22 protein-coding genes are annotated in these 26,390 nt (G+C 57.8%); 14 read left to right on the plus strand and 8 right to left on the minus strand.

Annotated features, from left to right (window positions below; genetic code table 11):
• The first annotated feature begins 47 nt into the window (after positions 1–47).
• Positions 48–905, plus strand: a complete 858-nt coding sequence (locus HEQ72_RS04450) for an EipB family protein (RefSeq protein WP_168019584.1) — start codon at positions 48–50, stop codon at positions 903–905.
• Between the two features lie 5 nt (positions 906–910).
• On the opposite strand, the gene HEQ72_RS04455 is transcribed toward HEQ72_RS04450, so the two are convergent.
• Positions 911–1,873, minus strand: a complete 963-nt coding sequence (locus HEQ72_RS04455; RefSeq protein WP_168019582.1) for an ROK family protein — start codon at positions 1,871–1,873, stop codon at positions 911–913.
• A 155-nt stretch (positions 1,874–2,028) separates the two neighbouring features.
• Here HEQ72_RS04455 and sppA point away from each other — a divergent pair, with 155 nt between their 5' ends.
• On the plus strand, positions 2,029–3,810 hold the full coding sequence (gene sppA / locus HEQ72_RS04460) for a signal peptide peptidase SppA (RefSeq protein WP_168022663.1): 1,782 nt from the start codon (positions 2,029–2,031) through the stop codon (positions 3,808–3,810).
• Positions 3,811–3,861: 51 nt separating this feature from the next.
• Here the strand turns inward: sppA and HEQ72_RS04465 are convergent, their stop codons facing one another.
• From HEQ72_RS04465 to HEQ72_RS04485, 5 genes are all read right to left on the minus strand, one after another.
• Positions 3,862–4,638, minus strand: a complete 777-nt coding sequence (locus HEQ72_RS04465) for a TlyA family RNA methyltransferase (RefSeq protein WP_168022664.1) — start codon at positions 4,636–4,638, stop codon at positions 3,862–3,864.
• Positions 4,638–5,243, minus strand: coding sequence for a MarC family protein (locus tag HEQ72_RS04470; protein WP_168022665.1), 606 nt, complete (start codon positions 5,241–5,243; stop codon positions 4,638–4,640). Before HEQ72_RS04470 ends, HEQ72_RS04465 begins: the two co-directional genes overlap by 1 nt.
• An 85-nt stretch (positions 5,244–5,328) precedes the next feature.
• Positions 5,329–7,254: a 1-deoxy-D-xylulose-5-phosphate synthase gene (gene dxs / locus HEQ72_RS04475; protein ID WP_168022666.1), complete on the minus strand. Its 1,926-nt coding sequence runs from the start codon at positions 7,252–7,254 to the stop codon at positions 5,329–5,331.
• Between the two features lie 43 nt (positions 7,255–7,297).
• A complete protein-coding gene (locus HEQ72_RS04480; protein WP_168019575.1) occupies positions 7,298–8,212 on the minus strand; it encodes a polyprenyl synthetase family protein in 915 nt (304 codons plus the stop codon).
• Positions 8,213–8,224: 12 nt separating this feature from the next.
• Complete coding sequence (locus HEQ72_RS04485) at positions 8,225–8,479, minus strand: exodeoxyribonuclease VII small subunit (RefSeq protein WP_168019574.1); 255 nt, start codon at positions 8,477–8,479, stop codon at positions 8,225–8,227.
• 179 nt (positions 8,480–8,658) lie between these two features.
• On the opposite strand from HEQ72_RS04485, the gene HEQ72_RS04490 reads away from it, so the two are divergent.
• The gene (locus tag HEQ72_RS04490; RefSeq protein ID WP_168022667.1) at positions 8,659–9,150 is read left to right on the plus strand and encodes a DUF1178 family protein; all 492 of its coding nucleotides are present in this window, start codon (positions 8,659–8,661) and stop codon (positions 9,148–9,150) included.
• Positions 9,151–9,211: 61 nt separating this feature from the next.
• Positions 9,212–10,684 carry a TrkH family potassium uptake protein gene (locus HEQ72_RS04495; RefSeq protein WP_168022668.1) on the plus strand — a complete coding sequence of 491 codons (1,473 nt, stop codon included), beginning with the start codon at positions 9,212–9,214 and terminating at the stop codon, positions 10,682–10,684.
• Between the two features lie 12 nt (positions 10,685–10,696).
• On the opposite strand, the gene ubiG is transcribed toward HEQ72_RS04495, so the two are convergent.
• A complete protein-coding gene (gene ubiG / locus HEQ72_RS04500) occupies positions 10,697–11,440 on the minus strand; it encodes a bifunctional 2-polyprenyl-6-hydroxyphenol methylase/3-demethylubiquinol 3-O-methyltransferase UbiG (protein WP_168019571.1) in 744 nt (247 codons plus the stop codon).
• Between the two features lie 164 nt (positions 11,441–11,604).
• Here ubiG and HEQ72_RS04505 point away from each other — a divergent pair, with 164 nt between their 5' ends.
• The 10 genes from HEQ72_RS04505 (at position 11,605) to HEQ72_RS04550 (ending at position 24,644) form a co-directional block, all read left to right on the plus strand.
• Positions 11,605–12,822 carry an aspartate kinase gene (locus HEQ72_RS04505; protein ID WP_168019570.1) on the plus strand — a complete coding sequence of 406 codons (1,218 nt, stop codon included), beginning with the start codon at positions 11,605–11,607 and terminating at the stop codon, positions 12,820–12,822.
• Positions 12,822–13,889: an NAD(P)H-dependent flavin oxidoreductase gene (locus HEQ72_RS04510; RefSeq protein ID WP_245184123.1), complete on the plus strand. Its 1,068-nt coding sequence runs from the start codon at positions 12,822–12,824 to the stop codon at positions 13,887–13,889. Before HEQ72_RS04505 ends, HEQ72_RS04510 begins: the two co-directional genes overlap by 1 nt.
• 29 nt (positions 13,890–13,918) lie before the next feature.
• Entirely contained in the window at positions 13,919–16,180 is a 2,262-nt protein-coding gene (gene ptsP / locus HEQ72_RS04515) for a phosphoenolpyruvate--protein phosphotransferase (RefSeq protein ID WP_168019569.1), read from the plus strand.
• Positions 16,181–16,361: 181 nt separating this feature from the next.
• Positions 16,362–17,702: a RodZ domain-containing protein gene (locus HEQ72_RS04520; RefSeq protein ID WP_245184152.1), complete on the plus strand. Its 1,341-nt coding sequence runs from the start codon at positions 16,362–16,364 to the stop codon at positions 17,700–17,702.
• A gap of 96 nt (positions 17,703–17,798) precedes the next feature.
• On the plus strand, positions 17,799–18,929 hold the full coding sequence (ispG, locus tag HEQ72_RS04525) for a flavodoxin-dependent (E)-4-hydroxy-3-methylbut-2-enyl-diphosphate synthase (protein WP_168022670.1): 1,131 nt from the start codon (positions 17,799–17,801) through the stop codon (positions 18,927–18,929).
• A 62-nt stretch (positions 18,930–18,991) separates the two neighbouring features.
• Positions 18,992–20,245: a histidine--tRNA ligase gene (gene hisS, locus HEQ72_RS04530; RefSeq protein ID WP_168022671.1), complete on the plus strand. Its 1,254-nt coding sequence runs from the start codon at positions 18,992–18,994 to the stop codon at positions 20,243–20,245.
• Between the two features lie 10 nt (positions 20,246–20,255).
• Positions 20,256–21,521 carry a glutamyl-tRNA reductase gene (gene hemA / locus HEQ72_RS04535; RefSeq protein ID WP_168022693.1) on the plus strand — a complete coding sequence of 422 codons (1,266 nt, stop codon included), beginning with the start codon at positions 20,256–20,258 and terminating at the stop codon, positions 21,519–21,521.
• 7 nt (positions 21,522–21,528) lie between these two features.
• Positions 21,529–22,581, plus strand: coding sequence for a peptide chain release factor 1 (gene prfA, locus HEQ72_RS04540; RefSeq protein ID WP_167805573.1), 1,053 nt, complete (start codon positions 21,529–21,531; stop codon positions 22,579–22,581).
• 3 nt (positions 22,582–22,584) lie between these two features.
• Complete coding sequence (prmC, locus tag HEQ72_RS04545; RefSeq protein WP_168022672.1) at positions 22,585–23,445, plus strand: peptide chain release factor N(5)-glutamine methyltransferase; 861 nt, start codon at positions 22,585–22,587, stop codon at positions 23,443–23,445.
• 374 nt (positions 23,446–23,819) lie between these two features.
• Positions 23,820–24,644, plus strand: a complete 825-nt coding sequence (locus tag HEQ72_RS04550) for a DUF4167 domain-containing protein (protein WP_209316175.1) — start codon at positions 23,820–23,822, stop codon at positions 24,642–24,644.
• 78 nt (positions 24,645–24,722) lie between these two features.
• Here the strand turns inward: HEQ72_RS04550 and HEQ72_RS04555 are convergent, their stop codons facing one another.
• Positions 24,723–26,102, minus strand: a complete 1,380-nt coding sequence (locus HEQ72_RS04555) for a M23 family metallopeptidase (protein WP_322099478.1) — start codon at positions 26,100–26,102, stop codon at positions 24,723–24,725.
• Between the last annotated feature and the right edge of the window lie 288 nt (positions 26,103–26,390).

A 26,390-nucleotide genomic window follows, 5' to 3' on the forward strand; every position in this document is an offset into this window, starting at 1 on the left:
TGGGGCGTCATTGTTTCGGCCAATAGGCAGTCCGCAGGAACTCTGCCATGTATGGGCGTTATCTGAGAATAGCTTTGATGTCTTGTGTTGTCGGACCTTTCCTGGGTGCCGGCTTTTCTGTTGCAGTCTGGTCAAAGCCTGTTGTTCCATCGAAGGGCTCCAGCCTTGTGCCCCACGCGGCCGTGTACCGGATGGAGCTGCACTCGGCCCGTTCTTCCTCGGGGATTGTCGGGGCTTCCGGGACCATGCGCTATACTTTTGAAGATGGCTGTACAGCATGGAAGGTCAAGACCCGCACTGATCTTACTCTGTTCCAGAGTCAGGGGGATGCGGTGTCGTCCAGCTGGGACTTTATGTCGTGGGAAGCCAAGGATGGCCAGTCCTACCGCTTTTCTGTCCAGAACATGCGGGATGGGGAGGTTCTTGATTCCTATCAGGGGGAAGCGCGGATGCCTCCTGCCGGGGTTGGCAGTGCTATTTTCCGGATAGAGGGAGACCGGCAAGACGTTGTTTTTGATCTGTCTCCGGGTACGCTGTTTCCGGCAGCGCACACAGACCTTCTCTTCCGGCAGGCCCGTAATGGAGGGCGTTTTCTGGCCCGTCCCGTTTTTGATGGTTCCATCATCGGCCCAGCCTTTGATCTGTCGGCTGCAGTTGGCAACCCGTTCCCGGATCAGGCTCCTTCCGTTCTTCCCGGTAATGCCTTGCTGAAGGGTGGAGGGTGGCCGGTTGTCTTGGCGTTTTTCAACCCGGCCAACGGCGGGGGTGTTCCTGATTTCGAGGTATCCCTGCGTTACCGGAGCAATGGTGTGGCCGAAAGCCTGCTGCAGAATTTTGGCACGTTCAGCCTGCGCGGTACGCTCGTCGAGGTCCATCCTCCCCCGGCGCCGGACTGTGCCCTATAGGGCGTTTAGTCTGCCGGATGGAGGAGCAGGGCCGGTTGGGGGCGAACCTGATCCTGGCAATCCCACAGCAGTGATGCTCCCCGTACAATACTGTCGGCCCCGTGTGCCGCTTTGCACAAACGGGTTGCTGTGTTGTTGCTCAGCGCCCAACCGGACCACAGCAGGGGGATTTTTTCATACAGCCAGTCTATGTCCGACAGGGCGCCGCCCAGCACAATGGCATCAGGGTCAACCAGATTGACGATGATGGACAGGGCCCGGGCCAGCCTGTCTGCGTAGCGTTGCATGCTTTCCAGGCAGTCCGGATCCCCGGCTGTGGCTGATGCAGCAATATCAGGCCACGGTAGTGTCATGCCCGTTGCTCTTGCGTGGTCATCTATCAGGCCATGCGTTGACAGAAACGTTTCTGTGCAGCCTGTCAGTCCGCAGTAACAATCCGGGCCCGGTCGTTCGTCGGCGTGTTTCCATTCCCGTGGCCATGGAATAGGATTGTGGCTCCATTCACCCCCCAACGCATTAGGGCCACTCAGAATACGGTTTCCGATGGTCAGGCAACCGGTTACACCGTGGTCCAGGATGGCATGGAAGCAGCAGTACAGGCCCGCACTGGCACCATCCATCGTTTCTGACAGCGCCATGCAGTCTGCATCGCTGGCAATGCGCACCGGACGTCCAATCGCTGCGGCAAGGTCAAGGAGCATCGTGTGGCCAATCAAGTCCTGGACAGGGGATGTCCGGATATGTCCGCTGTCAGGGGTAATACTGCCAGGGATGGCGACGCCAAGGCTTCCCTTTCCATATTCACGGTCCAGCATTTTGACCCGGCTGGCCATCGCTTGCAGTCTGTCGTGGTAGGATGGCGATGTCAGCGGGTGCTGTTCGCGCGTCAGCACAAAGTCGTTGGTTGTCAGAGCCAGAACATCAAAGCTGTTATGGCCAAGACTGATGCCGATGCGTGGATGAGGCATGAACGAAACCCTCTTCTCTGACACCTTGGTGGACCAAGCTTGCACTTCTGTCCGTCAACTGCCACTTTTGCGGCATACTACAGGGCGGGTCAATTGCCGGGATGCTTCTTTTTGCGTTGTCTGTCAATTCCGGTTGACCCTTTCAGGGAGCTGTCATGCGTATTTTTGGTAGGGCGTTGTTGTGGGCATTGGCTCTGTGCGGCGTTGTTTTTGTCAGTTTGTCTGTTGTTCTTGTGATTGGTGTATCCCGCCTGGGGCCTTCTTTCTCCCGATCGACTGATCTGCCTTCGGAGATGATTTTGTCCCTGTCCCTGGATTATCCAACACCGGAATTGCCAGAGGTTCATCTTGATCATTTGTTCGAGCCGCAGGTCTCGCTGGTCGATATTGTCACTGTCCTGGATCGTGCGGCTGCGGACCCCAGGGTCAAGGCGGTGACGGCCCGTATTGGTGATGCCGGGCGTGGTATGGCGGAAGCGCAGGAACTGCGCGACGCGATCGCGCGCTTTCGTGATTCGGGCAAACCGGCTTTTGCCTTTGCCGAGACTCTCGGGCAATCCAATGGCGGCGGTGCAGAATACCTTCTGGCATCGGGCTTCTCGGAAATCTGGCTGCAGCCTTCAGGGACCCTGGGTTTGACAGGCTTTGGTGTCGAGGTGCCTTTCCTGAAGTCTGCCCTGGAAAAAATCGGTATCGAGCATGAGTTTGCAAGCCGTTGGGAGTACAAGACGGCGATGGACAGCTTGGTGCGCGATGACATGAGTGAGCCGCATCGGGTTTCACTGCGTGCCTTGCTTGATTCCTGGCAGTCCCAGCTGCTTGATGCGGTTGTTTCCGGGCGTGGCCTTGAACGGGCTTCTGTAGAAGTCTTGGCGGCTCGTCCTCCCTTGTTTGCCAGTGAAGCAAAGGATGCCGGTCTGGTTGATACCATCGGGTACCTGGATGAGTTTATGGATGCTGTACACAGCGCAGCAGGAACCGACAAGGAGGTATCATTGGATGATTACCTTGCCGGTACGGCGGTGCACCCGTCGCCGCATGCTTCGCGTATTGCCCTGATTCACGGGGTGGGTGTCATCCATGCTGGGGCCAGCGAAGATGGAACCATGTCCGGAACACACAGTATTGGTTCCGATACGGTTGCCGGGGCTATTCGCAGTGCAGTGGATGATCCGGATATCAAGGCCATTGTCCTGCGGATCAACAGCCCCGGTGGCGATGCTGTTGCCAGTGATACCATCTGGCGCGAGGTGGCTCGGGCCAAGGAAAAGGGTATGCCACTGATTGTGAGCATGGGCGAATATGCCGCGTCGGGTGGCTATTTCCTATCCATGCCCGCGCATGCGATTGTTGCAAATCCGGGTACAATAACAGGCTCTATCGGCGTGTTCTCGGGCAAGACCGTGGTATCTGGATTGTGGGACAAGCTGGGTGTTTCCTGGGCGCGGGTCGAGACAGGATCCGGGGCCTTGATGCTTAGTCCGAATCGCAAGTTCACGCCGGAAGAACGTGCTTGGTTCGATCGCTCTCTTGATGCCATCTATACAGATTTCACAGGGAAACTGGCACAGGGGCGCGGTCTCGCTCCCGATCAGGTGGACCATGTGGCCCGTGGCCGGGTCTGGTCCGGCCATGATGCAAAAGCTGTCGGTCTGGTTGATGCCCTTGGCGGTTTTGGTACAGCCGTGCGCCTGGCGCGGGAGGCCGCCGGTATTCCCGAAGACGCAGAGATCGATCTGGTTCCATTTCCGGCCCCGAAAACAGAATGGGAGCAAATTCTGGCTGTCTTTGGTGGTTCGGCGCATGGCATGCGGCAGTTGAGCTATCTGACCGCCCTGGAACCGTTTGTGAAGCCGTTTGTATCAGGGATCGAACGTCAGCGCGCCATCGGACGAAGCCCGGCTGTTCTGATGGCTCCTTCTTCTGAAGGATTGTAGGGGGTTGGCGTGGGGTGTGGATTGAGTACGCTACACCCCACGCCGGACTTTTCAGGCCGGGAGTCGCTGTGCCGCCAGAAGGAACTCAACATTGCCTTCCGGCCCCCGGATGGGGCTTTCCGTTATACCCAGAACGGTCCATCCAGGCTGATCTGTCAGCCATGCACGCATGGTATCGCAAACCTCTTGGTGAAGTGCGGGATCGCGGACAACTCCTCCTTTGCCCAGGCGCTCCTTGCCGACTTCAAACTGTGGTTTGATCAGCGCAACCAGATATCCCCCCGGCTTCAGGAAGGTCAGGGGTGTTTCCAGGACCGTCCGCAGGCCGATGAAACTGGCATCGCAGACAACCAGGTCAACGGGTCCCGGGATGTGGTCTGTCGTCAGATAGCGGGCATTCGTTCGTTCCAGAACCACGACGCGTGGATCAGTCCGCAGGCGATGGGCCAGCTGTCCATAGCCCACATCCACCGCATAAACCCGTGACGCCCCCCGGGTCAGCAAAACATCGCTGAAGCCGCCGGTAGAGGCCCCGACATCCAGTGCCGTGCTTCCGGTAACGGGAATGTTGAAAACCTCCAGCCCCTTGTCCAGCTTCAAGCCCCCGCGTGAGACCCAGGGGTGATCCTGTCCTTTCAGGACGATTGTCTGGTCCAGGGCAACGCGGGTTCCCGGTTTGTCAACGCGGTGTCCATCAACCAGAACCAGGCCAGACATCACCAATGCCTGTGCGCGTGTCCGGCTTTCGGCCAGGCCGCGGTCCACCAGCATCTGGTCAATGCGTTCCTTGGTCGCTTTTTTGGAATGGTCTTGTGTCTTCTTTGTCATCAGGGTGTTGCGGTGCTCAGGGTCTGTACATATTGGCCAATGCCGTTCATCAGCATCTGGATGGCAATCACAACAAGAATAATGCCCATCAGGCGCTCGATCAGGCTGAGGGCCCGATCCTTGATCCAGCGGCGCAGAAGGTCGCCGGTATAAATTGTCAGCCCGCCAAGCACGCATGCCATGACGATGGCAAGGGCCCAGTCACCGATCCGGTCAGGCTCCTGCGTGGCAATCAGCATGACATAGGCCATGCTGGACGGACCAGCAGCCAAGGGCACGGCCAGGGGAACCAGCCAAGGGTCCGGATCCGTCCCTTCCGTAAGGCTGCCGTACTGGCCGGGAAAAATCATACGCAGGGCAACCAGGAACAGGACAACCCCCCCGGCTACCGACAGGGCGGGCGCCGAGATACCCAGAGAGGACAGGAGGGTCCGACCGAAAAACAGGAACAGCAACAGGGCGATCAGGGCAAATGTAATTTCACGCAGGATTGCACGGCGGCGGCGGGTTTTTTCCAGCCGCCCCAGCACAGACAAAAAGATCGGGACATTCCCCGGAGAGTCCATAAGCAGAAAAAGGGTGATTGTGACCGATAAAATCGTCATGGCACGGGGATCCAGCAATCAGGAACCGGCAGAAAGCCGATAGTCCGGCCACAATATCCTCTTGATCTGCTGTTCGCAAACGATCTCAGCCTGATACAGGCTTTATGGAAACACTGGTGTCGCTGGCCAGCAGTTCCATGACCTTGGCGGCAATGCATCCGGCATCAAGACCCGCTTCTTTCAACTGCCTGGCGGGTGTGTCCTGCTCGATAAAGGTATCGGGCAGGGTCAGGGTTCGTACCTTCAGGGTACCGTCCAGAAGCCCGCAGTCCGACAATGCCTTCATGACCCAGGACGAGAATCCGCCGGTTGCCCCATCCTCTACAACAAGAAGGATGGCGTGGCGTGTTGCCAGGTTTTCCAGCAGCGCAAGGTCAAGGGGCTTGGCAAAGCGGGCATCCGCCACGGTCGGCGACAGTCCGTGGCTGCCCAGTATATCAGCGGCTTCAAGGCACTGGTGCAGGATGGTGCCCAGGGCCAGCAGGGCTGTTCCCTTGCCTTCCCGTACGATTCGGCCCTTGCCGATCGGCAGGACCTGCGGTTTCTCGGGCAGGGAGACGCCAACACCTTCGCCCCGGGGGTAGCGGAAAGCAAAGGGGCCACTGTCATGGGCAGCGGCTGTAGCCACAGCATGAACCAGTTCCGCTTCATCCGAAGGGGCCATGATGGTCATGTTCGGCAGGCAGCCCAGATAGGCAAGGTCAAAGGAACCGTGGTGGGTTGCCCCGTCAGCGCCTACCAGACCGGCCCGGTCGATGGCAAAGCGAACGGGAAGATTCTGCAGGGCAACATCGTGCACAACCTGATCATAGCCTCGTTGCAGGAACGTCGAATACAGGGCGGCAAAGGGCCGGTACCCCTCCGATGCCAAGCCGGCAGCAAAGGTAACAGCATGCTGTTCGGCAATGCCGACATCAAAGCAGCGATCCGGGAATGACGAGGCAAAAACATCCAGCCCTGTTCCTGAAGGCATGGCGGCCGTGATGGCGACAATGCGTGGATCCTGTCCTGCCGCATCGGTCAGGGCCCGTGCAAAAACCCCGGTGTAGCTGGGGGCGTTGGGCTTGCTTCTTTCCTGTGCCCCGGTCATGACGTTGAAGCGTGCCACGCCGTGGTATTTGTCCGATGCAGCCTCGGCCGGGGCATACCCTTTGCCTTTCTGGGTCACGACATGAACCAGAACCGGCCCGTGACCATGGTCGCGGACGTTACGCAGCACGGGTACAAGATGCTCCAGGTTGTGGCCGTCAATGGGGCCGACGTAGTAAAAGCCCAGTTCCTCGAACAGGGTCCCCCCGGTCATCATGCCACGGGCATATTCCTCTGCACGGCGCGCGGCACGGTTCAACGATTCCGGGAAGCGCTTGATCAGTCCCTTGGCCAGGCTGCGCAGGGACACATAGGGTTTGGACGAGATCAGCTTTGACAGATAAGCACTCATGGCACCGACAGGCGGAGCAATCGACATGTCGTTGTCGTTGAGAATGACAACCAGCCGGGCGTTCATGGCACCGGCATTGTTCATGGCTTCATAGGCCATGCCGGCACTCATGGCACCATCACCGATGACCGAAACAACATGGTTCCCGGCGCCTGACAGGTCACTGGCCACGGCCATTCCCAGGCCAGCGGAAATGGAGGTGGAGCTGTGCCCGGCCCCAAAAGGATCGTACTCACTTTCTGCACGGCAGGTGAAACCCGAAAGACCTCCACCCTGACGCAGGGTCCGTATGCGGTCACGGCGTCCGGTCAGGATCTTGTGCGGGTAGCACTGGTGGCCGACATCCCAGATCAGCCTGTCTTTCGGTGTGTTGAAAACATGGTGCAGGGCGACAGTCAGCTCGACCACCCCCAGCCCGGCCCCCAGGTGCCCGCCGGTTGTCGAGACGGCATCGACAAGCTCGGCCCTCAGCTCCTCGCATAAAAGACCAAGCTGATCGATCGACAGATTTCGCAGGTCTGCAGGGTATGTAATCGTATCAAGAAGCGGGGTGTCGGGTTTTGCCGGCAAAGGAAACCTCCGGTGCGATCAGGTGCGTGTTGTGTCGTGACAGTCAGCTCTGGCGTTCAAGGACATATCCTACAACATCGCGCAGCAAAGATGCTTCTTCGTCAAAAACTTTAAGATGGGAAATGGCTTGTTCGCCAAGGGCACGGGCCTGTTCCTTCGCTCTCTCCAGGCCGAGCAGGGTGACAAAGGTTGCCTTCCCGGCGGCGGCATCCTTTCCCTGGGTTTTACCCATGCGGGCCGGATCGCCCTCTACGTCGAGAAGATCATCGACGATCTGGAAGGCCAGCCCCAGGTCGTGGGCATAAGCCTGCAGCGCGTGGCGGATCTGTGGCGGTGCCTTGCCAAGGATGGCCCCGGCCATGCACGAAAAGCCGATAATGCGGCCGGTCTTCATCTGGTGCATACGGGTGATGGCTGAAACATCAAGCCCGGGGTGATCCCGTCCTTTCCGTTCAGCCAGAAGGTCAACCATCTGCCCGCCGACCATGCCATGGGGCCCCGCGGCCTTGGCCAGTTCACTGACCAAGGTGCAGCGTACGGCAGGATCGGCATGGGTTGACGGGGCAGCAAGAACCTCGAACGCACGGGTCAGCAGGGCATCACCCGCCAGAATGGCTGTTGCTTCATCAAACTGGCGGTGGCAGGCTGGTTTTCCCCGGCGCATGCTGTCGTCGTCCATGGCGGGCAAGTCATCGTGGACAAGAGAATAGCAGTGGACCATCTCCACCGCGGATGCGGTGCGCAAGGCTGCGGTTTCGCTGACATTGAACATGTCGGCTGTTGCCAGGACCAGGAACGGGCGCAGCCGTTTTCCGCCAGCCAGCGTTGAATAGCGCATGGCTTCAAAGACCCGTCCCTCTGCTTCCGGTATCTCCGGTATCAGACGGGCGAGCATTGTTTCGACCGCAGCCGTTTTTTCTTTCAGGGCAGCCTGCAGGGCTAGGCTCATGCCGGGCATTGTTCTGGAACCTCAGGCTGGATCAAGAGGGGTTGTGCCGCTGGCCGTTCCGTCGGCAGCAAGAGCAATTTTTTCCACCCTGGCTGTCGCATCCGCCAGTCGTTTTTCACAGTGGAACTTGAGAAGGGTCCCGCGTTCATAGGCCCCGACAGCCTCGTCGAGTCGAACCTGACCACGCTCAAGTTGCTGGACAATCTGCTCCAGTTCGCGCAGGGCATCCTCGAAGCTTAGTCCGGCAATATCCGGGGGCAGGGTGGCGGTCGTCATGGCATCCTCTTCTCATTGGGGGCGCCAGAGTATAGGGCACCTGACGGCAAGGCAAGATATCTGGGCGCGATTTGGGAAGCCTGTTGACGGCTTCTGTATTGCCTTTGGTTTCCGGGCCGTTTAAACGACGGTGTCGGTTCCCAACATGCTGACATCTTGTATCATGACAAAGCAGCACGATGATCCTTTATGACTTTGCCTGTGCCGGTGGGCACACTTTTGAAAGCTGGTTTGCCAGCAGTGCGGCCTATGACTGTATGGCTGAAAAACAGGCCGTTCTGTGCCCCGTTTGTGGCAGCACCCAGGTCAAAAAAGCGCTTTCTGTCCCCAAGATTGCCAAAAAACGTGATGCGTGTGGCGTGCGGGATGAACGGGATCCGCCCCCTGTCTCAGCAGGGGATACCTCTTCTGATGCAGCACCGGGCGGGGTACCTGGTCTGCGCAGCGAGCATGGTGTCCGTTTGCGTGAGGCGATGGGTATGGTGCGACGTGTCATTGAGGAAAAATGTGATTATGTGGGGCAGGGCTTTGCTGAAGAGGCCCGGAAGATCCACTATGGCGAGGTTGAGCCGCGTCCGGTTTATGGAGAGGCTTCACCGCAGGAATGTGATTCCTTGCGGGAAGAGGGGATAGAGTTTGCTTCACTGCCCTGGTTGGTGGAAAATGCTTGATCCTGCCGTGGGGCGCAGCAGGCAGGGTAGGCCACGGTGTGCGGGGGACATACAGCCATTCATGCAGCAACGAGAAGGGAATAGCCCGCTTGGCCTTCGGCCAGTCTTGTTTGTGGTTGGTGCTTTTCTGACCATCCTTGGCGTGGCCATGCTGGTGCCGGCTGCCGTTGACCTTGCCGGGGGTGATCCGGACTGGATCAGTTTTTTTGTCTCCGGAGCGTTGACTGTTCTGGTCGGCCTGTTACTGACATTTGCCAATTTTGACCGGAATATCACCCTGTCCCGCCATCAGGCTTTCTTGCTGACGGTCCTGTCGTGGCTTGGCGTTACGGCCTTTTCAGCAATGCCGTTTCATCTGTCGCGTTTCCGTATGAGCTATACGGATGCATTTTTTGAAGCCATCTCTGGCCTGACAACCACCGGAGCAACGGTTATCACCGGTCTTGACTTGGCTCCTCCCGGTATCCTGCTGTGGCGTTCCCTGCTGCATTGGCTGGGTGGGATCGGAATTGTTGTCATGGCTATTTCGCTGCTGCCGTTCCTGCGGGTCGGGGGTATGCAGCTGTTCAAGATGGAAAGCTCGGATACAGGCGACAAGGTGCTGGGCAAGGTCAGCCAGCTGGGGGCTGCCCTGGTCCTGATCTATATTGCCCTGACGACCTTGTGTACGGTTTTCTACCTGCTGGGCGGCATGACTCTTTTCGAGGCTGTCAACCATGCGATGTCGACTCTTTCTACGGGCGGCTATTCTACCTCGGACAGCTCCATTGCTCATTTCAACAGCCATTTTATCAACTGGGTTGCCATTGTTTTCATGATCTGCGGCGGGGTGCCCTTTACCCTGTTTATACGCATGGGCCGTGGCGGGGTCCGGGTTCTGTTTTCTGATCTGCAGGTCAGGGGGTTTTTGGGCTTCCTGATCCTGACGTCTGTTATTCTGACCGTGTGGATGATGCTTACTGGCAAGGAGGATCTGTTCGATACCTTCAGCCACGTGATGTTCAGCGTTGTTTCAGTGGTCACAACAACCGGCTTTGCGAGCGCTGACCACACACAGTGGGGCAATCTGGCGGTGGCCAGTTTCTTTGCCCTTTTGTTCGTTGGCGGGTGCACAGGATCAACGGCGGGTGGGATAAAGATCTTCCGTTTTCATATCGCCTGGAAGCTCTTTGTGTCGCATATCCATCGCCTGATCAGCCCGAATGCCGTTGAGGTCCAGAGGTACGGCGATCGCCGCATTACAGAAGATGTTGCTGCCTCGGTTCTGTTGTTTTTCTTCATCTACATTGCAACGGTTGGTGGTATTACCCTGTTCCTTGCTGCGGTCGGCCTGGACTGGGTTACGGCGATTTCGGGTGCTGCAACCGCAGTCGGGAACGTTGGACCGGGTCTGGGTGATATTATCGGGCCGGCTGGCAACTTCCAACCCCTTCCTGATGCTGCCAAGTGGGCCCTGTCCGTGGGTATGCTCCTTGGCCGTCTGGAGTTTTTCTCGGTTCTTGTGTTATTGTTCTGGCGCTTCTGGCGGGATTGATCCCGGCCTGTGTCAGGCCGGGTGTTTGGCAATCAGCAGATAGTTGACGGACAGGTCATCGGTGATGGACCAGTCACCGGACAGGGGATTGTAGCTCATCCCCCGCAGGTCGGTGACTTCCATGCCTCCACGACGCAACCCGGCGGCAAATTCACTGGGTTTCACAAATTTATCCCAGTCGTGGGTTCCCTTGGGAAGCCAGCGCAGGATGTATTCGGCCCCGATCTTGGCCAGTAACATCGAGCGGATGGTACGGTTGATGGTGGCGCCGACCAGCATGCCCCCCGGCTTGACCAGGTTTGCACAGGTTTGCAGGAAGAAGTCCGGGTCGGCGACGTGTTCAACGACCTCCATGGACAGCACCACATCAAATTGGGCCTTTTCCGCAACCAGGTTTTCCGCCAGTGTGGCCCTGTAATCAATATCCAGGCCAGAGCGGGCCGCATGGGCGCGTGCCGTGCCGATATTCTTTTCCACCCCGTCGATGCCGGTGACGGCAAAGCCCAGCCGTGCCATGGGTTCAGACAGAAGGCCACCCCCGCAGCCGATATCAACCAGCGACAATCCCTGGAACGGGGTTGTATCCGCTGGATTCAGGCGGAAATGGGCGCAGGCTGCGTCGCGGATGAAGGAAAGCCGCTGCGGGTTGAACCGGTGCAGGGGCTTGAACTTTCCTTCTGGATCCCACCACGAATCGGCCATGGCCTCGAATTTCGCCAGCTCTTCGGGCGATGCTGTGGTTTGAGCCTTGTTCATCCGGGCATACTCCGCTGGTTGACATACAGAAAAGGCAACGCAAGACAGGTGTGGTGTGTCGGAACCTTGCGCCACGGAACCTGCCGGAGTATGTATACCGGCCCGCAGGTTCCGGCAATTGCAGAACCGTGTCTTACATGAATCCAGGGGACGGACTTTTCCCGATGGCTCGAGTTGTTATGAAGTTTGGCGGTACCTCCGTCGGGGATCTTGACCGTATCCGCAATGTCGCCCGCCGTGTGAAGTCCGAGGTTGACGCCGGTCACGAGGTGGCTGTTGTGGTGTCGGCCATGGCCGGTGAAACCAACAAGCTGGTGGGGTTCTGCCGGGATCTGGCTCCCTTGCACGATGTGCGGGAATATGATGTTGTTGTCGCAACGGGCGAGCAAGTTACGATCGGTCTTCTGGCCATGGCCCTTCAGGATCTGGGGGTCCGTGCCCGTTCATGGGCAGGCTGGCAATTACCAATTCATACCGATGGTGCACATTCCCGCGCCCGTATTGTGGGCATAGAGACTTCTGTGTTGCTCCAGCGTATGGCCGGGGGGGAGGTGGCTGTGGTTGCAGGTTTCCAGGGTATGGGGCCTGATGGCCGGGTCACGACCCTTGGACGTGGGGGATCCGATACATCGGCTGTTGCCCTGGCTGCGGCAATAAAAGCTGATATCTGCGATATCTATACCGATGTTGACGGCGTTTATACAACCGACCCTCGCATTGTGGCCCGTGCCCGCAAGCTTGAAAAGATTACCTATGAGGAAATGCTGGAAAGCGCCTCTCTCGGGGCCAAGGTTCTACAGGTCCGCTCTGTGGAAATGGCCATGAAGCATGGAGTGCGGGTGCAAGTCCGCTCCAGTTTCTCGGACGCAACCGGGACCATTATCTGTGACGAGGATGAAATCGTGGAAAAGGAACTTGTCAGCGGCATCACCTATTCCCGGGACGAGGCCAAGATTACCCTGGTCAATGTGCCGGATCGTCCGGGGGTTGCTGCCGCTATTTTTGGTCCCCTGACGGAAGCCAATATCAACGTGGACATGATTGTCCAGAATATTTCCCGCGGGATCGGGGCGACAGACATGACCTTTACTGTCAGCCGGGATGATTTCGGGCGGGCGGTGAAGGTTCTTGAGTCCCGCCAGACGCAGCTGGGTTATGCTGAACTGGTGACGGACCCGGATGTCGCCAAGGTGTCGGTTGTCGGCGTTGGCATGCGCAGCCACGCAGGTGTTGCGCAGACGATGTTCGGGGCCCTAGCCGAAAAGGGGATCAACATACAGGTTATTTCCACGTCGGAGATCAAGGTTTCGGTTCTGATCGCCGAAGAGTATACCGAGCTGGCCGTGCGTGCCTTGCACACAGCCTATCGGCTGGATGCCTGATGATGGAGGGAAACGGAGTGTCGGCCACGCGGGATGTGACCGGGGAGGGCAGAAGGCATCTTGATGATCTCTGGGCTGCGGGCAGGGCTTTTCTGGGATGCGAGTATGCCATTCTTGGCGGTGCCATGTCCTGGGTGTCGGAGCGCAGCTTGGTTTCAGCGGTGTCCAATGCCGGGGGGTTTGGTGTCATTGCCTCTGGTTCGATGACCCCGGATCTGCTGGAGGCCGAGATACGGGCGACCCGTGCCCTGACCGGCAAGCCGTTCGGTGTGAACCTGATTACGATGCATCCGCGCTTGGATGACTTGATTTCTGTGTGCCTGGCGGAAAACGTGGGCCACATTGTTCTGGCCGGTGGCCTGCCTTCGTCTGCATCCATACGCCGTGTCAAGGATGGTGGGGCGCGGGTGATCTGTTTTGCACCGGCCGTGGTTCTGGCCAAAAAGCTGGTTCGTTCCGGTGTGGATGCCCTTGTGATTGAGGGAACCGAGGCAGGTGGCCATATCGGACCGGTTTCCACCAGTGTTTTGGCGCAGGAGATTTTGCCTGTCATGCGCGATGTTCCGGTCTTTGTTGCCGGCGGCATCGGGCGCGGCGAGGCTATTGCGTCGTTCCTGGAGATGGGGGCGGCGGGGGTCCAGATTGGTACGCGGTTGGTCTGTGCCACGGAAAGTATCGCGCATCCGGCCTTCAAGCGTGCGTTCCTGAAAGCCAGTGCCCGCGATGCGGTCCCTACAGTCCAGCTTGATCCACGTTTTCCTGTTATTCCTGTGCGTGCCCTTGTCAACAAGGGAACGGAGCTGTTTATGGAAACCCAGCGCGCTGTTATCGAGCGTTTTCGCGCCGGGGAGCTGGACCAGAAAGATGCCCAGCTGGAAATCGAGCATTTCTGGGCTGGGGCTTTGCGCCGGGCGGTGATCGATGGGGATGTGGATCATGGGTCCTTGATGGCTGGCCAGAGTGTTGGCATGGTCACGCGGGAACAGCCTGTGGCGGAAATTCTGCAGGAATTGGTGGGGCAGGCGGTTTCAGCCCTTGAAAACCGGGTGAGTGGTCCCAATATCTGACGGGTGTAAACCGGTAAGGGGGAGCAGGGATGAGCAAAATCGAGGTGGATGCAGACGTTGCCCGGCGTCTGCTGTCCCGTTTGCGCGACGTTCTGGCTGGCGATGGTGATGCGCAGAGCCGCCTGGACGGCGTGGCCATGGTCATTGCTGATTCCCTTCAGGCTGAAGTCTGTTCCATTTATGTCATGCGTGCCGGCGAGGTCCTGGAGCTGTTTGCTACCGAGGGGCTGAACCAGTCTGCCGTTCACCAGACACGTCTGCGGGTGGCGGAAGGGTTGGTGGGGGACGTTGCCGCCCATGGGCGGTCCCTGTCCCTTGCCGACGCCTGGCAGCATCCGTCGTTTGTCTATCGTCCGGAAACAGGCGAAGACCTTTTTCATTCCTTTGTCGGTGTCCCGATTATACGTGGGTCGCGGGTTATCGGTGTTCTGGTTGTGCAGAACAGGGATACCCGGGTGTTCTCTGATCTGGAGATCGAGACCCTGGAAACGGTCACCATGGTTCTGGCCGAGCTGATTGGCTCGTCGGACCTTGTCAGCCGCGATGAACTGATGCCTGCTGATGGCATCGGTCTGCTGCCGCTGCGCCTTGATGGCCTGACCCTGGCCCCGGGTATCGGGATTGGGACCGTGGTGCTGCATGAACCCCGGCGCAGCGTCAATGATGTTGTTGCCGAGGATCCGGAGTGTGAGCTTCATCGTCTTCATGAAGCCCTGCAGACCCTGCGGGCCGAGGTTGACACCATGATGGGATTCGACGGTGTTAGCGGGGATTCCCTGGACATCCTGCGGGCCTATCGCATGTTTGCCCAGGACAAGGGCTGGATTGGCCGGATTTCGGATGCGGTGCGATCTGGCCTGACGGCCGAGGCTGCGGTTATGCGGGTTCATGACGATACGCGCATGCGTATGCACCAGGTTTCTGATCCGTACCTGCGTGAGCGGTTGCATGACCTGGAAGATCTGGCCAACCGCTTGCTGCGTCATCTGGCCGGTGAAGATATTCAGGATGAATTGCCTGAGGATGCAGTGCTGGTTTGCCGCAACCTGGGCCCGACCGAGCTTCTGGATTATGACCGTTCCCGCCTGTGTGGTCTTGTGATGGAAGAAGGATCACGTACTATGCATGCGGTCATTGTGGCCCGTGCACTGGGAATCCCGGTTGTGGGACGGGTTGATTCAGTGTTCTCGATGGTGGAGTCCGGTGACTCCGTCATTGTGGATGGTGAACATGGGCAGGTGTTTATCCGCCCATCGGAAGATATCTGCCAGCAGTTCGAGGAATCGCTGTGTCTGCGACAACACAAGTTACAGGCATGGGCGCAGCTGCGAACCGTACCGGCTGTCAGTCGTGACGGTGTAACGGTCAATCTCATGCTTAATGCCGGGCTTCTTCTGGATTTGCCTCACCTGGATGAAACAGGGGCCAGCGGCATTGGTCTTTACCGCACGGAGTTGCCATTCATGTCCCGCCCGGCTCTGCCGGATGTCGCTGCACAGCGTGCGCTGTACAGCCGGATACTGGATTATGCCGGACCAGAGCGTCCGGTTGTGTTCCGTACTCTTGATGTCGGGTCTGACAAGGTGTTGCCGTATTGGCACAGCACGCGTGAGGAGAATCCGGCTCTCGGGTGGCGCTCGGTACGCATTTCCATGGATCGGCCGGCGATCTTTCTTGAGCAGCTTCAGGCCCTTGTCCAGGCAGCACACGGCCGTGTGTTGTGTATTATGTTCCCGATGATTTCGACGGTTGAGGAATTCTGTCAGGCCCGCCAGCTGCTGGACATGGAGCTGTCCCGCCAGGGTGCTGCGGGTTTTGTGCCGTCTGCTGTTCGCGTTGGAACAATGCTGGAGGTTCCCTCTCTGCTTTGGGAGCTACCCGCTTTGCTGGATCATGTTGACTTCTTGTCGATTGGAACCAATGACCTGTCGCAGTTCCTGTTTGCAACGGACCGTGGCAATCCCAGTGTGGCTGATCGCTATGACGTTCTCTCACCACCGTTCCTGAAGGTGGTGAGGCAGGTTGTCCAGGCTTGTGCCGATGCCGGTGTTGCCTGTTCAGTGTGTGGGGAAATGGCCGGGCGACCGTTGGAAGCTGTTGTGCTGGCTGCGCTTGGTGTTCGGACATTGTCCATGTCGGCTTCGGGTGTTGGCCCTGTCAAAGCTGCTCTCCGGGATGCAAATTTGGGTGATCTTGCGGGCTATCTGGATGATCTTCTGAATTTGGGATACCGTTCCTTGCGCGAACGTTTACGTGGTTATGCCCGCGATCATGGGATTTCTCTTTCCTGAGTGTTGTGTGTTTTGTGTGCGGGGTTTTTCTTCATTGTGTGGGGCAGTGGTTGCAGACCATGCTGATTTTTTGATAGCGTGTAGCAGAGCCGGTGCCGTCGCCCGATAACTGGAGTATTCACGGATCTGGTTTCCGGAGTGCTTGCCGTGAAGAAGAGTACAAGGATTGTGGACCGCCGTGATGATTGATGTTCTCAAATCCCCTGATACCGTGCTGTCCCGTGTTGGTGAAGTGGGGCGGCTGTTGCGTGAGGCGCGCGAAGAATCCCGGCAGAATGTTTCCGACGTGTCGGATCGTCTGCGCATACGCAGTGCTTTTCTGGTGGCGATCGAGGAAGGTCGCTACAACGAGTTGCCCGGACCAACCTACGCTGTGGGATTCGTGCGTGCGTATGCTGGCTTTCTTGGGCTTGACAGCGCGGAGGTTGTGCGCCGTTTCCGCGAGGAAAGTGCGATGGTCCCCGGTCGTTCGCATCTGGAGTTTCCAGGACCGGCCACGGACGGTGGCATGCCATCCCGCAATCTCCTTGTTGCTGCGGTGGTTATGGTCGGTCTGGTCTATGGTGGCTGGCGTCTGGTTGATTCCACAGATACGTCCTTGGCTGTCCTTGTGCAGGAAGTGCCGGATCGTTTCATGTCCCTGATCAATGGGGGGACTGTGCCTGTTGTTGATACAGGGGATGAGCCTGTCCTCAGAGAGCCAGAGATGCCAGGGCATGTTGATGCTGATGAAGGTTCGGTCCGTATGGCGCCAGCGCAGGATGCTGAGCATTCGGTTTTGCCTCTGTCATCTGATCCTGTGCCATCCGGTATTCTTGATGCGGAAGAAAGAAGATCATCTGAGCCTGAGCCGTTGGATGCCAAGATTAGTCCTGACAATGTGCCGGGTGAGGGGGCCGGGAAGCCTGTGCCGGGTTCCGCCGTCGGTTCTGTTGGTGCGGCTGATCCTGCGGGAGGAGATGCTGCGTCTGCCCGTGCCGGCGAGTCATTGGCACCGGACTCTTCCGGGCGTGCTGCGGATGCCGCGGTGCCGCTTCCGACCGTCGATCCTGTTGTTCCTGCTGCCCCCTCTGTCTCTGTGGAGCAGAAGGCTCAGCCGGTTCCCCCTATGCCGCTTTCGCGCCCGACCCCGCCATCCGTTCGTCGAGATCCTCAGGCAGCGCCGGTTGAGCGTCGTGGGTCGGCAGCGGCACCATCACAGACAGAAGTCAGTGCAGTGCCACTGCGTGTTCCCGGGAATGGCGCGGGTACTCCACGTCGTATTGTCCTGCGTGCTACTCAGGATTCGTGGGTGCAGGTGCGTTCTCCCCAAGGTTTGGTTCTCAGTCGCCTGATGCGGCGTGGGGAGGAGCTGGAAGTGCCGAATCGCAAGAACCTGGAGCTAATGACCGGTAATGCCGGCGGCCTGAGGGTAGAGGTTGATGGGGCTGTGATGCCCTTGTTGGGCAAGGCCGGGGAGGTTCGCCGTAACATCCCCCTGGACCCGGATGCCCTGAGAACGGCTGAAAATCCTGCGGGTTAGCATTTACCGGGTCAGCTGGGCGCAAACCCCCGTTCCGTTCTGGTGGAGGCTGGTTTATAACCGGCCCGGATCCCTTTGTCCGGAGGTTGCAGGATTATGAGTGTCCGGGAATACCGCCAGATCATGCGCAGGAAATCCCGCAAGATTTTTGTCGGGCCGGTGGCGGTGGGGGGTGATGCCCCCATATCGGTCCAGACCATGACCAATACACTGACCACCGATGTGCAGGCCACGCTGGACCAGATTCGCCGTGCCGCAGCAGCGGGCGCCGATATCGTGCGGGTCTCGTGTCCGGATGAGGAGTCCACGGCCGCCCTTGGTCATATTGTGCGCGGTTCTCCGGTGCCCTTGGTTGCCGATATTCATTTCCACTATCGCAGGGCTATTGAGGCGGCGGAGGCCGGGGCTGCGTGTTTGCGCATCAATCCCGGCAATATCGGGTCGGATGACCGTGTGCGCGAGGTTGTGAAGGCTGCAAAGGATCATGGGTGTTCGATCCGCATTGGCGTTAATGCTGGATCGTTGGAGCGTGACCTTCTGGAGCGTTACGGGGAGCCTTGCCCCGGGGCTATGGTTGAAAGCGCCCTGCGGCATCTTCGTATTCTGGAGGATAATGATTTCTTCGAGACCAAGATCAGTGTGAAGGCATCCGATGTCTTTCTGGCGGTTGCAGCGTATCAGGAGCTGGCTGATGCCTGTGATTATCCGTTGCATTTGGGCATTACCGAAGCCGGTGCATTGCGCACAGGCACGGTCAAAAGTTCGATCGGTCTTGGTATGCTGCTGTGGAGCGGGATCGGTGACACAATCCGCGTATCCCTGTCGGCCCCGGTCGAGGAAGAGGTTCGTGTTGGCTTCGATATTCTCAAGGCGCTTGACCTGCGTCACCGCGGTGTCCGCATTGTCTCGTGTCCTTCCTGTGCGCGGCAGGGGTTTGATGTGATCCGGACGGTCGAGATTCTGGAACAGCGTTTGGCCCATATCAACACGCCTGTCAGCCTTTCGATCATTGGCTGTGTTGTCAACGGACCGGGGGAGGCACGTGAAACCGATATCGGCCTGACGGGCGGCAAGGGCAATCACATGGTGTATGTGGCAGGGCGACAGGATCACAAGATTGATCCAGATCGTATGATTGACCACTTGGTCGAGATGGTGGAAAAGCGCGCTGCGGCCATAGAAGCCAAGAAAGCCGGCGGTGGTCAGGAAAGCATGGTTACAGGGTAGCCTTTTCGTTAACGTCAATACCTTCTGTTTTCACGTTTTTTGAGTTCCGGGAGAAAAGTATTATGGCTTCCCTTCAGCCTGTTCGCGGTACGCGCGACCTTATGGCCGATGACGTACGCCGCCACAGGGCTGTTATCGAACAGGCCCGTTCTGTCAGTGCCCTGTACGGCTTTGACGAGGTTATGACCCCGATTTTCGAATTTACCGAAGTTTTTAGCCGCACCATCGGTGAGACATCGGATATCGTGTCCAAGGAAATGTATGCGTTTGAGCGATCGGGCGATCGCCTTTGCCTGCGCCCCGAAGGCACAGCGGGTGTCTGCCGGGCTTTTCTGTCCAACGGGTTGGTGCAGCAGGTTCCTTTTCGTGCCTTCTACGCCGGGCCGATGTTTCGCTACGAGCGCCCGCAAAAGGGGCGTCAGCGCCAGTTCCACCAGCTTGGCGTCGAACTTCTGGGGGTTGACAGCCCCCGTGCAGATGTGGAAGTTCTCTCCCTTGCAGCCCACATTCTTGACCTTTACGGATTGAAAGACCGGGTCCGGCTTGAGATCAATACGCTTGGCGATACAGAAAGCCGGATGGCGTACAGGGATGCGTTGCAGTCTTGGCTTTCACGTTACCGCGATGATCTGTCTGAAGAAAGCAAGATCCGTCTGGAGAAAAACCCGCTGCGGATTCTGGACTCCAAGGATGAAAAAGACCGTGCGTTGATTGTAGATGCGCCGGGCATGGTGGACTACCTGAATGCGGCGTCGCAGCACTTCTTTGACGCTGTTCAGGATGGTCTTTCCCGGCATGGTATTGCCTTTACCGTCAATCAGAAACTGGTTCGTGGTCTGGATTACTATTGTCACACAGCGTTTGAGTTTGTGACCGATGATCTGGGTGCCCAGGGAACGGTTCTGGCCGGCGGTCGTTATGATGGCCTGATTGAAACCATGGGTGGGCCGCATGTTCCGGGTATTGGCTGGGCTGCCGGTGTCGAGCGTCTGGCGATGATGATGGCCGATGTGCCACCCCGTTTGCGCCCACTGGCTGTGATACCGGCCAGCCCGGCGCTGGAAGTGGACGCTGATCAGCTGGTGTCGCGTTTGCGTTATGCTGGGTTTGCGGTCGATATGGCTTTTTCGGGCGCCATGAAAAAAAGGATGAAACGGGCCAATGCGGTTCATGCCTGTGCAGCCCTTTTGCTGGGAGAGGATGAGCAGGCGCAGGGTGGCGTAACCGTACGGGACCTTGATACGGGTGAGCAGGAACTGGTGCCTCTGGCCAGCCTGGAGGAGGCGTTGGCGCGTTTCCGCTCCTGTCACGGGTGATGGGCGTGTGATGGTCGGGCGGGCGGCAGATCTTCTGTGTATTGTCGGGGTGAACCACCGTTCCGGCACGCTTGCCCTGCGGGATGCCCTGGTTTTCGAGGACCAGGATATTTCTGCTGCCCTGCATGCGCTGAAAGCATCGGGGATCGGACAGGCTGTCCTGTTGTCCACCTGTGACCGTGTGGAAGTGATTGCTGTCGGTTCCGATCCGTCTGCGCTGTGTATGGCTGTGATGGCATTCCTGGCCGGGCATGCCGGTCAGAGTGTGGAAGAGATACGGGAGCAAGGGTATGTCCGGCACGGGAAAGAGGCTGTGCAGCATTTGTTTGCTGTTGCTTCTTCCCTGGACAGCATGGTGATCGGGGAACCGCATGTTCTTGGGCAGCTGAAGGCGGCCCATCGTTTATCCCGCGAACAGGGGATGACAGGGTCGGCTCTGGAATCCTGCTTGCAGGCCGCGTATGCTACGGCAAAGCGTGTGCGTCAGGAAACAGGTATCGCCCGGCATCCCGTATCCCTGACAGCATCCGCCTTGCAGGTGGCCCGTGATCTTTTCGGTGACCTGCGATCGCGGAGTTTGCTGGTCATTGGCGGTGTTGATCTGGGTGACATGATGGCCGATGCCTTTCAGGAGGCCGGCGTCAGCGCGATTATGGCAAGTGCCCGTCGACCATCTCTTGCAGAGCGTCTGGCGGCCCGCCTGAATGGCCATGTCCTGCCTTTCGAAGCGATTGCAACAGTTTTGGTGAATGCCGATATTGTGATTGCCTCGGTTGGTGCGCGAACGTGGTCGGTGACAGCAGATATGGTGGCCATGTCACTGCGGATGCGCCGGCAGAAGCCTGTTCTTCTACTTGATCTGGGTGTTCCCGGTGACATAGAAGCCGCTGTCGGGCGTATGCCAAATGCCTTCCTCTATGACATGCAGGATCTGGAGCATGTGGCAGAGGAGGGGCGGAGCCTGCGGGAAAATGAAGCCCGTGCCGCTTGGTCCTTGGTTTCGGCCGAGGTGGCTTCGTTCTTTCGTTGCCATGCAGAGCGTGATGCGGTTCCCGTTATTGCGGCCTTGCATCAGAAGTTTGAGGCCGAGCGTCTTCGCGCCCTTCACGAAGCCGGGGATGATGCATCAAAGGCAACCCGTTTGTTGATCGGCCGCTTGCTGCATGATCCGTCCGAGACCCTCCGCTCCATGGCCGGAAGGCCGGACAGCGCAGAGGATTATCGGTGGGCAGAGCGCGTATTGCGGCGTTTGTTTGTTCTGGAAAACAAGGACTGATACACACGTGAGTCTTGATGAGAAGCTGGGGCGGGTTCTGGCCCGCCATGATGAAATTTCTGCTCTGTTGCAACAGCCCGGTGCCGATGTTGCTCGCCTGTCCAAGGAGCTTTCGGAGCTGGATCCTGTCGTTGAGAAGGTTCGTGCCTTTCGTGATGTTCGTTCGGCTTTCCAGGATGCCGAGAGCTTGCTGTCAGACCCCGAGATGAAGGATCTGGCCGAGGAGGAATACCACCGCTTGAAGCGTCTCTTGCCGGATCTTGAGCAGGCGGTGCGCATTGCCCTTCTGCCCGGTGATGAAGCCGACAGCCGTAACGCCGTTCTGGAAGTCCGTGCCGGGACGGGCGGAGAAGAGGCCGCCCTGTTTGCAGCGACCCTGTTCCGTATGTATGACCGTTATGCCGCCATGCATGGGTGGTCATTTGAAATACTGGATGCCAACGAAACAGGTCTGGGCGGGTACCGCGAGGCGGTTGCCCGTATCAGCGGACGCAATGTCTTTGGTCGTCTGAAGTATGAATCCGGTGTGCACCGTGTACAGCGCGTACCGGAAACAGAATCGTCGGGGCGGATTCACACGTCTGCGGCAACGGTTGCAGTTCTACCCGAGGCGTTGGAGGTGGATGTTCAGGTTGAGGACAAGGACCTTCGTATCGATACCTATCGGTCCCAGGGTGCCGGCGGCCAGCATGTAAACACCACTGATTCTGCGGTACGGATTACCCATATCCCGACCGGTGTGGTGGTTGCCTGTCAGGAAGAGCGCAGTCAGATCAAGAACCGTGCAAAGGCCATGATGATGTTGAGGGCTCGCCTGTACGACAGCCAGCGCCGCCGTGCCGAGGCTGAACGGGCCGCAGACCGTCGGTCCCAGGTGGGATCGGGTGATCGGTCGGAGCGCATCCGGACTTATAACTTCCCACAGGGCAGGGTGACGGATCACCGGATCAACATGACAACCTACACCATCGACCGCCTGATGCAGGGAGATGGTCTGGACGAGTTTATTGACGCCCTGATGGCCGATGACCAGGCTGCGCGCCTGGCCGAGCTGGATTGAGGCATGGAAGAGCCGTTAGGTCAGGTTCTGCAAACGGTAACCAGCCGTCTGGATGTAGCGGGGGTGGACAATCCGCGCTTTGACGCGCGTCAACTGATAGCGGCTGTGACCGGATTATCCGCGCGGTCCTTGTCGCTGTATCTTGATCGCCTTGTATCTATCGCGGAACAAGAGGTGCTTGAAACGTTCGTCCGGCGTCGTGAAGCGCGGGAGCCTGTGGCACGAATTCTGGGGCATCGTGGTTTCTGGACGCTGGAGCTGGCCCTGAACGCGGCAACGCTCGACCCGCGACCCGATACGGAAACACTTGTTGAAGCTGTTCTGCGCAACATCCCCGATCCGGATGCTCCTTTACGCATTCTGGATCTGGGAACCGGGAGCGGGGCTATCCTTGTTGCCCTGTTGCATGAACTGCCCCATGCGTATGGGGTTGGTGTTGATCTTGCTCCCGCAGCGGCGGCGATGGCGTTTTGTAATGCGCATGCCAATGGCGTTGGTGACAGGGCGTCCTTTATCGTGGGTTCCTGGGCGCAGAGCCTTGCCGGGACGTTTGATGTTATTGTGTCCAACCCGCCTTATATTCCGCTATCGGATATAGCCGCTCTTGAGCCGGAGGTGCGCCTGTATGACCCCGCTCTTGCCTTGGTGGGTGCAGATGATGATGGGCTGGGGTGTTATCGGGCTTTGATCCCTGATGCTGCCCGTTTGCTCTCTCCCGGTAGTCTTTTGGCTGTGGAGGTCGGGATCGGGCAGGCTGATGCCGTTGCGGTTCTGTTCACGTCCCATGGTTTTTCTGTACCGACACGGTACAGTGATTTGGGGGGAGTGGAGCGTTGCTTGGCTTCTGTTTCAGGGGGTTCCTGATCCCGTGAAGGGCGGTTTGTGAAAAAAAAGAAAGGATAACTGTAAAAAAGAGCTTGGAAGAGAGAGCAGACCCGCTTAGGGTTAGAGGTGATGCAAGGCGCTGAGGCGTCGGGGGTAAACACGTCGAACGTGGCGTGTATCGTGAAGTCAATCAAAATACAGAAAGATCCGGAGATCCGAATTTTTTCAGACTGGTTGTCGTTGCGTACGTGTCCTTACGGACGCCCCGGGCGAGTACCACGCGAAAATCATTATCCTGCATGGCGTGTGCCGGTTGTTTTCCGGTTATTGGTTCCTGTTGTGCCATTGCGGGATTCGTGAATAAACGGGACGCTCCCCGAACGGGAGGTCGAATTCTTGATGTTGATGGAGTCATGAAGCTAGGCTCGAACGGCAAGGGCCGCATGCGCGGCCGCAATAACCAGCCCCAGTCCCAGATGTACAAGGGAAGGGGGCCATCGCGCAACCAAGTGTATGACAGCAACGGACCCGGTGTTCGTGTGCGTGGAAATGCGCATCAGGTTGTTGAGAAGTATCAGGCATTGGCCCGTGATGCGGCTGCTTTGGGTGATCGCCTGCTGTGCGAAAACTATCTTCAGCACGCAGAGCACTATCTCCGCATTATTCTCGCCATCAATCAGAACAATCCGCAGCGCTCGGTTATGAGGCTCGATCAGGGGCAAGCCCTGGAAGGCCCGGACGAGTTTTACGAGGACGGTGAAGATTTGCAGGAAGCAACGGTTGAAGCCGTTGGTCTTGCAGGTAGTACGGGATCTGTTACTGATCCCGGTGTTGCCTTGGAAGAGGCATCTTCTGAATTTGGCAATGAGGGACAGTCGCGTCCGCGACGTCCGCGAGATGCTGATTTCCGCCCCCGTTCCGATCGACGTGGTGACACAAGAAACCGGCGTAATGATGAGCATCCTGTCCGTGAGAGGGAGGTTTTCTCTGCTCCGGTTCCTGGCAGTGAAGCCCAGCCTTTTGTTGTTATTCCAGGTGAGGTTGATCAGGCTGGTCCTGCAGTTGTTGCGCCAGCGCCTGCTCCTGCTATTCATCAGGAAACATCGGTTTCCGGTGTCAGTGACGTTGATACGGCTGTTTCAGATATATCAACAACAGACGTCAGAAAGCCGCGTCGTCGTCGTGCCGTGGCCCGTGTTGCTGTTGATTCTGTATCGACAGAACAGGCTGAGGCTTGATGGTCGGTCTCTATTCTTTCCCGATCTATAAAAAAAGCCCCCTCTTGCAGGGGGCTTTTTTTATCGGGCATGGAAGCATCAGTGTGCGCGTGCAAGCTTCCTGTTCATACCGACAGGAAGCTCTGCGTATACCTTCTCCATTGTAGCCCGCTGTCCCTGAAAACGCCTCAGCTCAGCGCCTGCCAGGACATTGCCCGTCGGGAACTTGACGCCAAGCGGGTTAACCTGTTTGCCTCTCTTCATGATCTCGTAGTGCAGGTGAGGACCTGTCGAGCGGCCTGTTGATCCTACGTAGCCAATAACATCCCCCTGCCGGACGCGCTTGCCCGTTGCTATACCTTTGCCGATCGCAGACATGTGGGCATATGCGGTAGCGTACTCGTTGTTATGGCGCAAACGAACGTAATTGCCATAGCTTCCCTTGAAGCCCGCAATTTCAATGACACCATCACCGGCGGCATAAATGGGGGTACCGCGGGGCGCCGCGAAGTCAACGCCCTTGTGCATACGGGAATACCCAAGAACAGGGTGCACGCGGGTACCAAAACCCGATGTCAGTTTGGCTCCGTTGATCGGAGTTCTCAGCAGTGCCTTCCGAACACTCTCGCCCTTGCTGTTGAAATAATCGATCCGTCCGTCCTTGCTTTCATGGCGCCACAGGGCTGTCGTACGCCCTGAGAGTGTCATGGCCGCATAAAGCAGAACGGCATCGCCTACCGCCTCACCCCGTGGGGTTACCTTGCGTCGGATGAGCAGAGCAAACCGATCTCCTTTCTGTATGTCCCGCTGAAAGTCAACATCATAAGAAAAAATGTTGATCAGGTTCTGTATGATATCAACGGGCACGCCGGCCTCGCCTGCCGCGGCAAACAGGCTTGTTCCAATGTCGCCTTCGATCCGGACCATCTCGTCATTGAGTGGGGTCTTGATCGATGACGATGAGAAGCTGCCATCGTCACTACGGGAAGATTGCACTTTGAAGGCAGGGCTGGGCTCAAGGGAAAAGCCTTGGAACGATTGGTTTTCAGGTTCATCAAATGTAAGCGTTATTTCATCACCAACACGCAGAGAGCGTGGATCATAGATGCTGCGCAAAGCTTCGATAGCTGAATGCGCATCCTGTCGCTCTACACCAGCTGATATCAGGGCGCCCATCAGGGTATCGCCCTGTTCTATTTTGACCGTATGCATGCGAGGTGTAGCAGGAGAGGGATGTGCTGCGCTTTGTGCTTTTGAGGTTACAGTGTCGTCGCCGGAAGAAGGCGGTGGTGATGCCATGGAAAAGCTACGAGGCCCAGCGACAATTGGTACCTGAGCGTCGGCAGTGATTGATGATTTTTTACGTTGGGAAGGCAGATGTTGTGGTGCGGGCGTGACAAGATGAGAGACAACCAGTACAGCGGCAGCGCCAAAAAGCATTCCAACTGTCGCAAAGATAACCGGTTTTCCGTGCCGCACTCTGATGATCCTTATTCAAACACAAACACAGCCTGACGCGCGTAAGCGCTGATACTACCGACACTGATACCGAGAGACAACCACGAAGGTTGACGATATATGATTGCAGTCACGCTCTATTAACGTCCAGGTGTTTTGTGTAGCCCTTGAATTTTTTTTGTTTTGTTTAAGGAATTGTGTTGACGATTTTTGCGTTGGGGCTTAGAAGGTGCGTCCCGACGCTGAGGGACTGGTTTTTCTGGTTTTGTTGGTGTCTGGTGCTGTTTTACAGAGTGAAGAGACGGAAGG

The sequence above is a fragment of the Haematospirillum sp. 15-248 genome (assembly GCF_012102665.1).
GTDB lineage: Bacteria > Pseudomonadota > Alphaproteobacteria > Rhodospirillales > Rhodospirillaceae > Haematospirillum.

What these genes read in the sequence shown, in the direction of transcription:
- HEQ72_RS04450 (WP_168019584.1), top strand. Translation starts at nt 48, where the DNA reads ATGTATGGGCGTTATCTGAGAATAGCTTTGATGTCTTGTGTTGTCGGA.
- HEQ72_RS04455 (WP_168019582.1), bottom strand. Translation starts at nt 1,873, where the DNA reads ATGCCTCATCCACGCATCGGCATCAGTCTTGGCCATAACAGCTTTGAT.
- sppA (WP_168022663.1), top strand. Translation starts at nt 2,029, where the DNA reads ATGCGTATTTTTGGTAGGGCGTTGTTGTGGGCATTGGCTCTGTGCGGC.
- HEQ72_RS04465 (WP_168022664.1), bottom strand. Translation starts at nt 4,638, where the DNA reads ATGACAAAGAAGACACAAGACCATTCCAAAAAAGCGACCAAGGAACGC.
- HEQ72_RS04470 (WP_168022665.1), bottom strand. Translation starts at nt 5,243, where the DNA reads ATGACGATTTTATCGGTCACAATCACCCTTTTTCTGCTTATGGACTCT.
- HEQ72_RS04480 (WP_168019575.1), bottom strand. Translation starts at nt 8,212, where the DNA reads ATGCCCGGCATGAGCCTAGCCCTGCAGGCTGCCCTGAAAGAAAAAACG.
- HEQ72_RS04485 (WP_168019574.1), bottom strand. Translation starts at nt 8,479, where the DNA reads ATGACGACCGCCACCCTGCCCCCGGATATTGCCGGACTAAGCTTCGAG.
- HEQ72_RS04490 (WP_168022667.1), top strand. Translation starts at nt 8,659, where the DNA reads ATGATCCTTTATGACTTTGCCTGTGCCGGTGGGCACACTTTTGAAAGC.
- HEQ72_RS04495 (WP_168022668.1), top strand. Translation starts at nt 9,212, where the DNA reads ATGCAGCAACGAGAAGGGAATAGCCCGCTTGGCCTTCGGCCAGTCTTG.
- ubiG (WP_168019571.1), bottom strand. Translation starts at nt 11,440, where the DNA reads ATGAACAAGGCTCAAACCACAGCATCGCCCGAAGAGCTGGCGAAATTC.
- HEQ72_RS04505 (WP_168019570.1), top strand. Translation starts at nt 11,605, where the DNA reads ATGGCTCGAGTTGTTATGAAGTTTGGCGGTACCTCCGTCGGGGATCTT.
- HEQ72_RS04510 (WP_245184123.1), top strand. Translation starts at nt 12,822, where the DNA reads ATGATGGAGGGAAACGGAGTGTCGGCCACGCGGGATGTGACCGGGGAG.
- ptsP (WP_168019569.1), top strand. Translation starts at nt 13,919, where the DNA reads ATGAGCAAAATCGAGGTGGATGCAGACGTTGCCCGGCGTCTGCTGTCC.
- HEQ72_RS04520 (WP_245184152.1), top strand. Translation starts at nt 16,362, where the DNA reads ATGATTGATGTTCTCAAATCCCCTGATACCGTGCTGTCCCGTGTTGGT.
- ispG (WP_168022670.1), top strand. Translation starts at nt 17,799, where the DNA reads ATGAGTGTCCGGGAATACCGCCAGATCATGCGCAGGAAATCCCGCAAG.
- hisS (WP_168022671.1), top strand. Translation starts at nt 18,992, where the DNA reads ATGGCTTCCCTTCAGCCTGTTCGCGGTACGCGCGACCTTATGGCCGAT.
- hemA (WP_168022693.1), top strand. Translation starts at nt 20,256, where the DNA reads ATGGTCGGGCGGGCGGCAGATCTTCTGTGTATTGTCGGGGTGAACCAC.
- prmC (WP_168022672.1), top strand. Translation starts at nt 22,585, where the DNA reads ATGGAAGAGCCGTTAGGTCAGGTTCTGCAAACGGTAACCAGCCGTCTG.
- HEQ72_RS04550 (WP_209316175.1), top strand. Translation starts at nt 23,820, where the DNA reads ATGAAGCTAGGCTCGAACGGCAAGGGCCGCATGCGCGGCCGCAATAAC.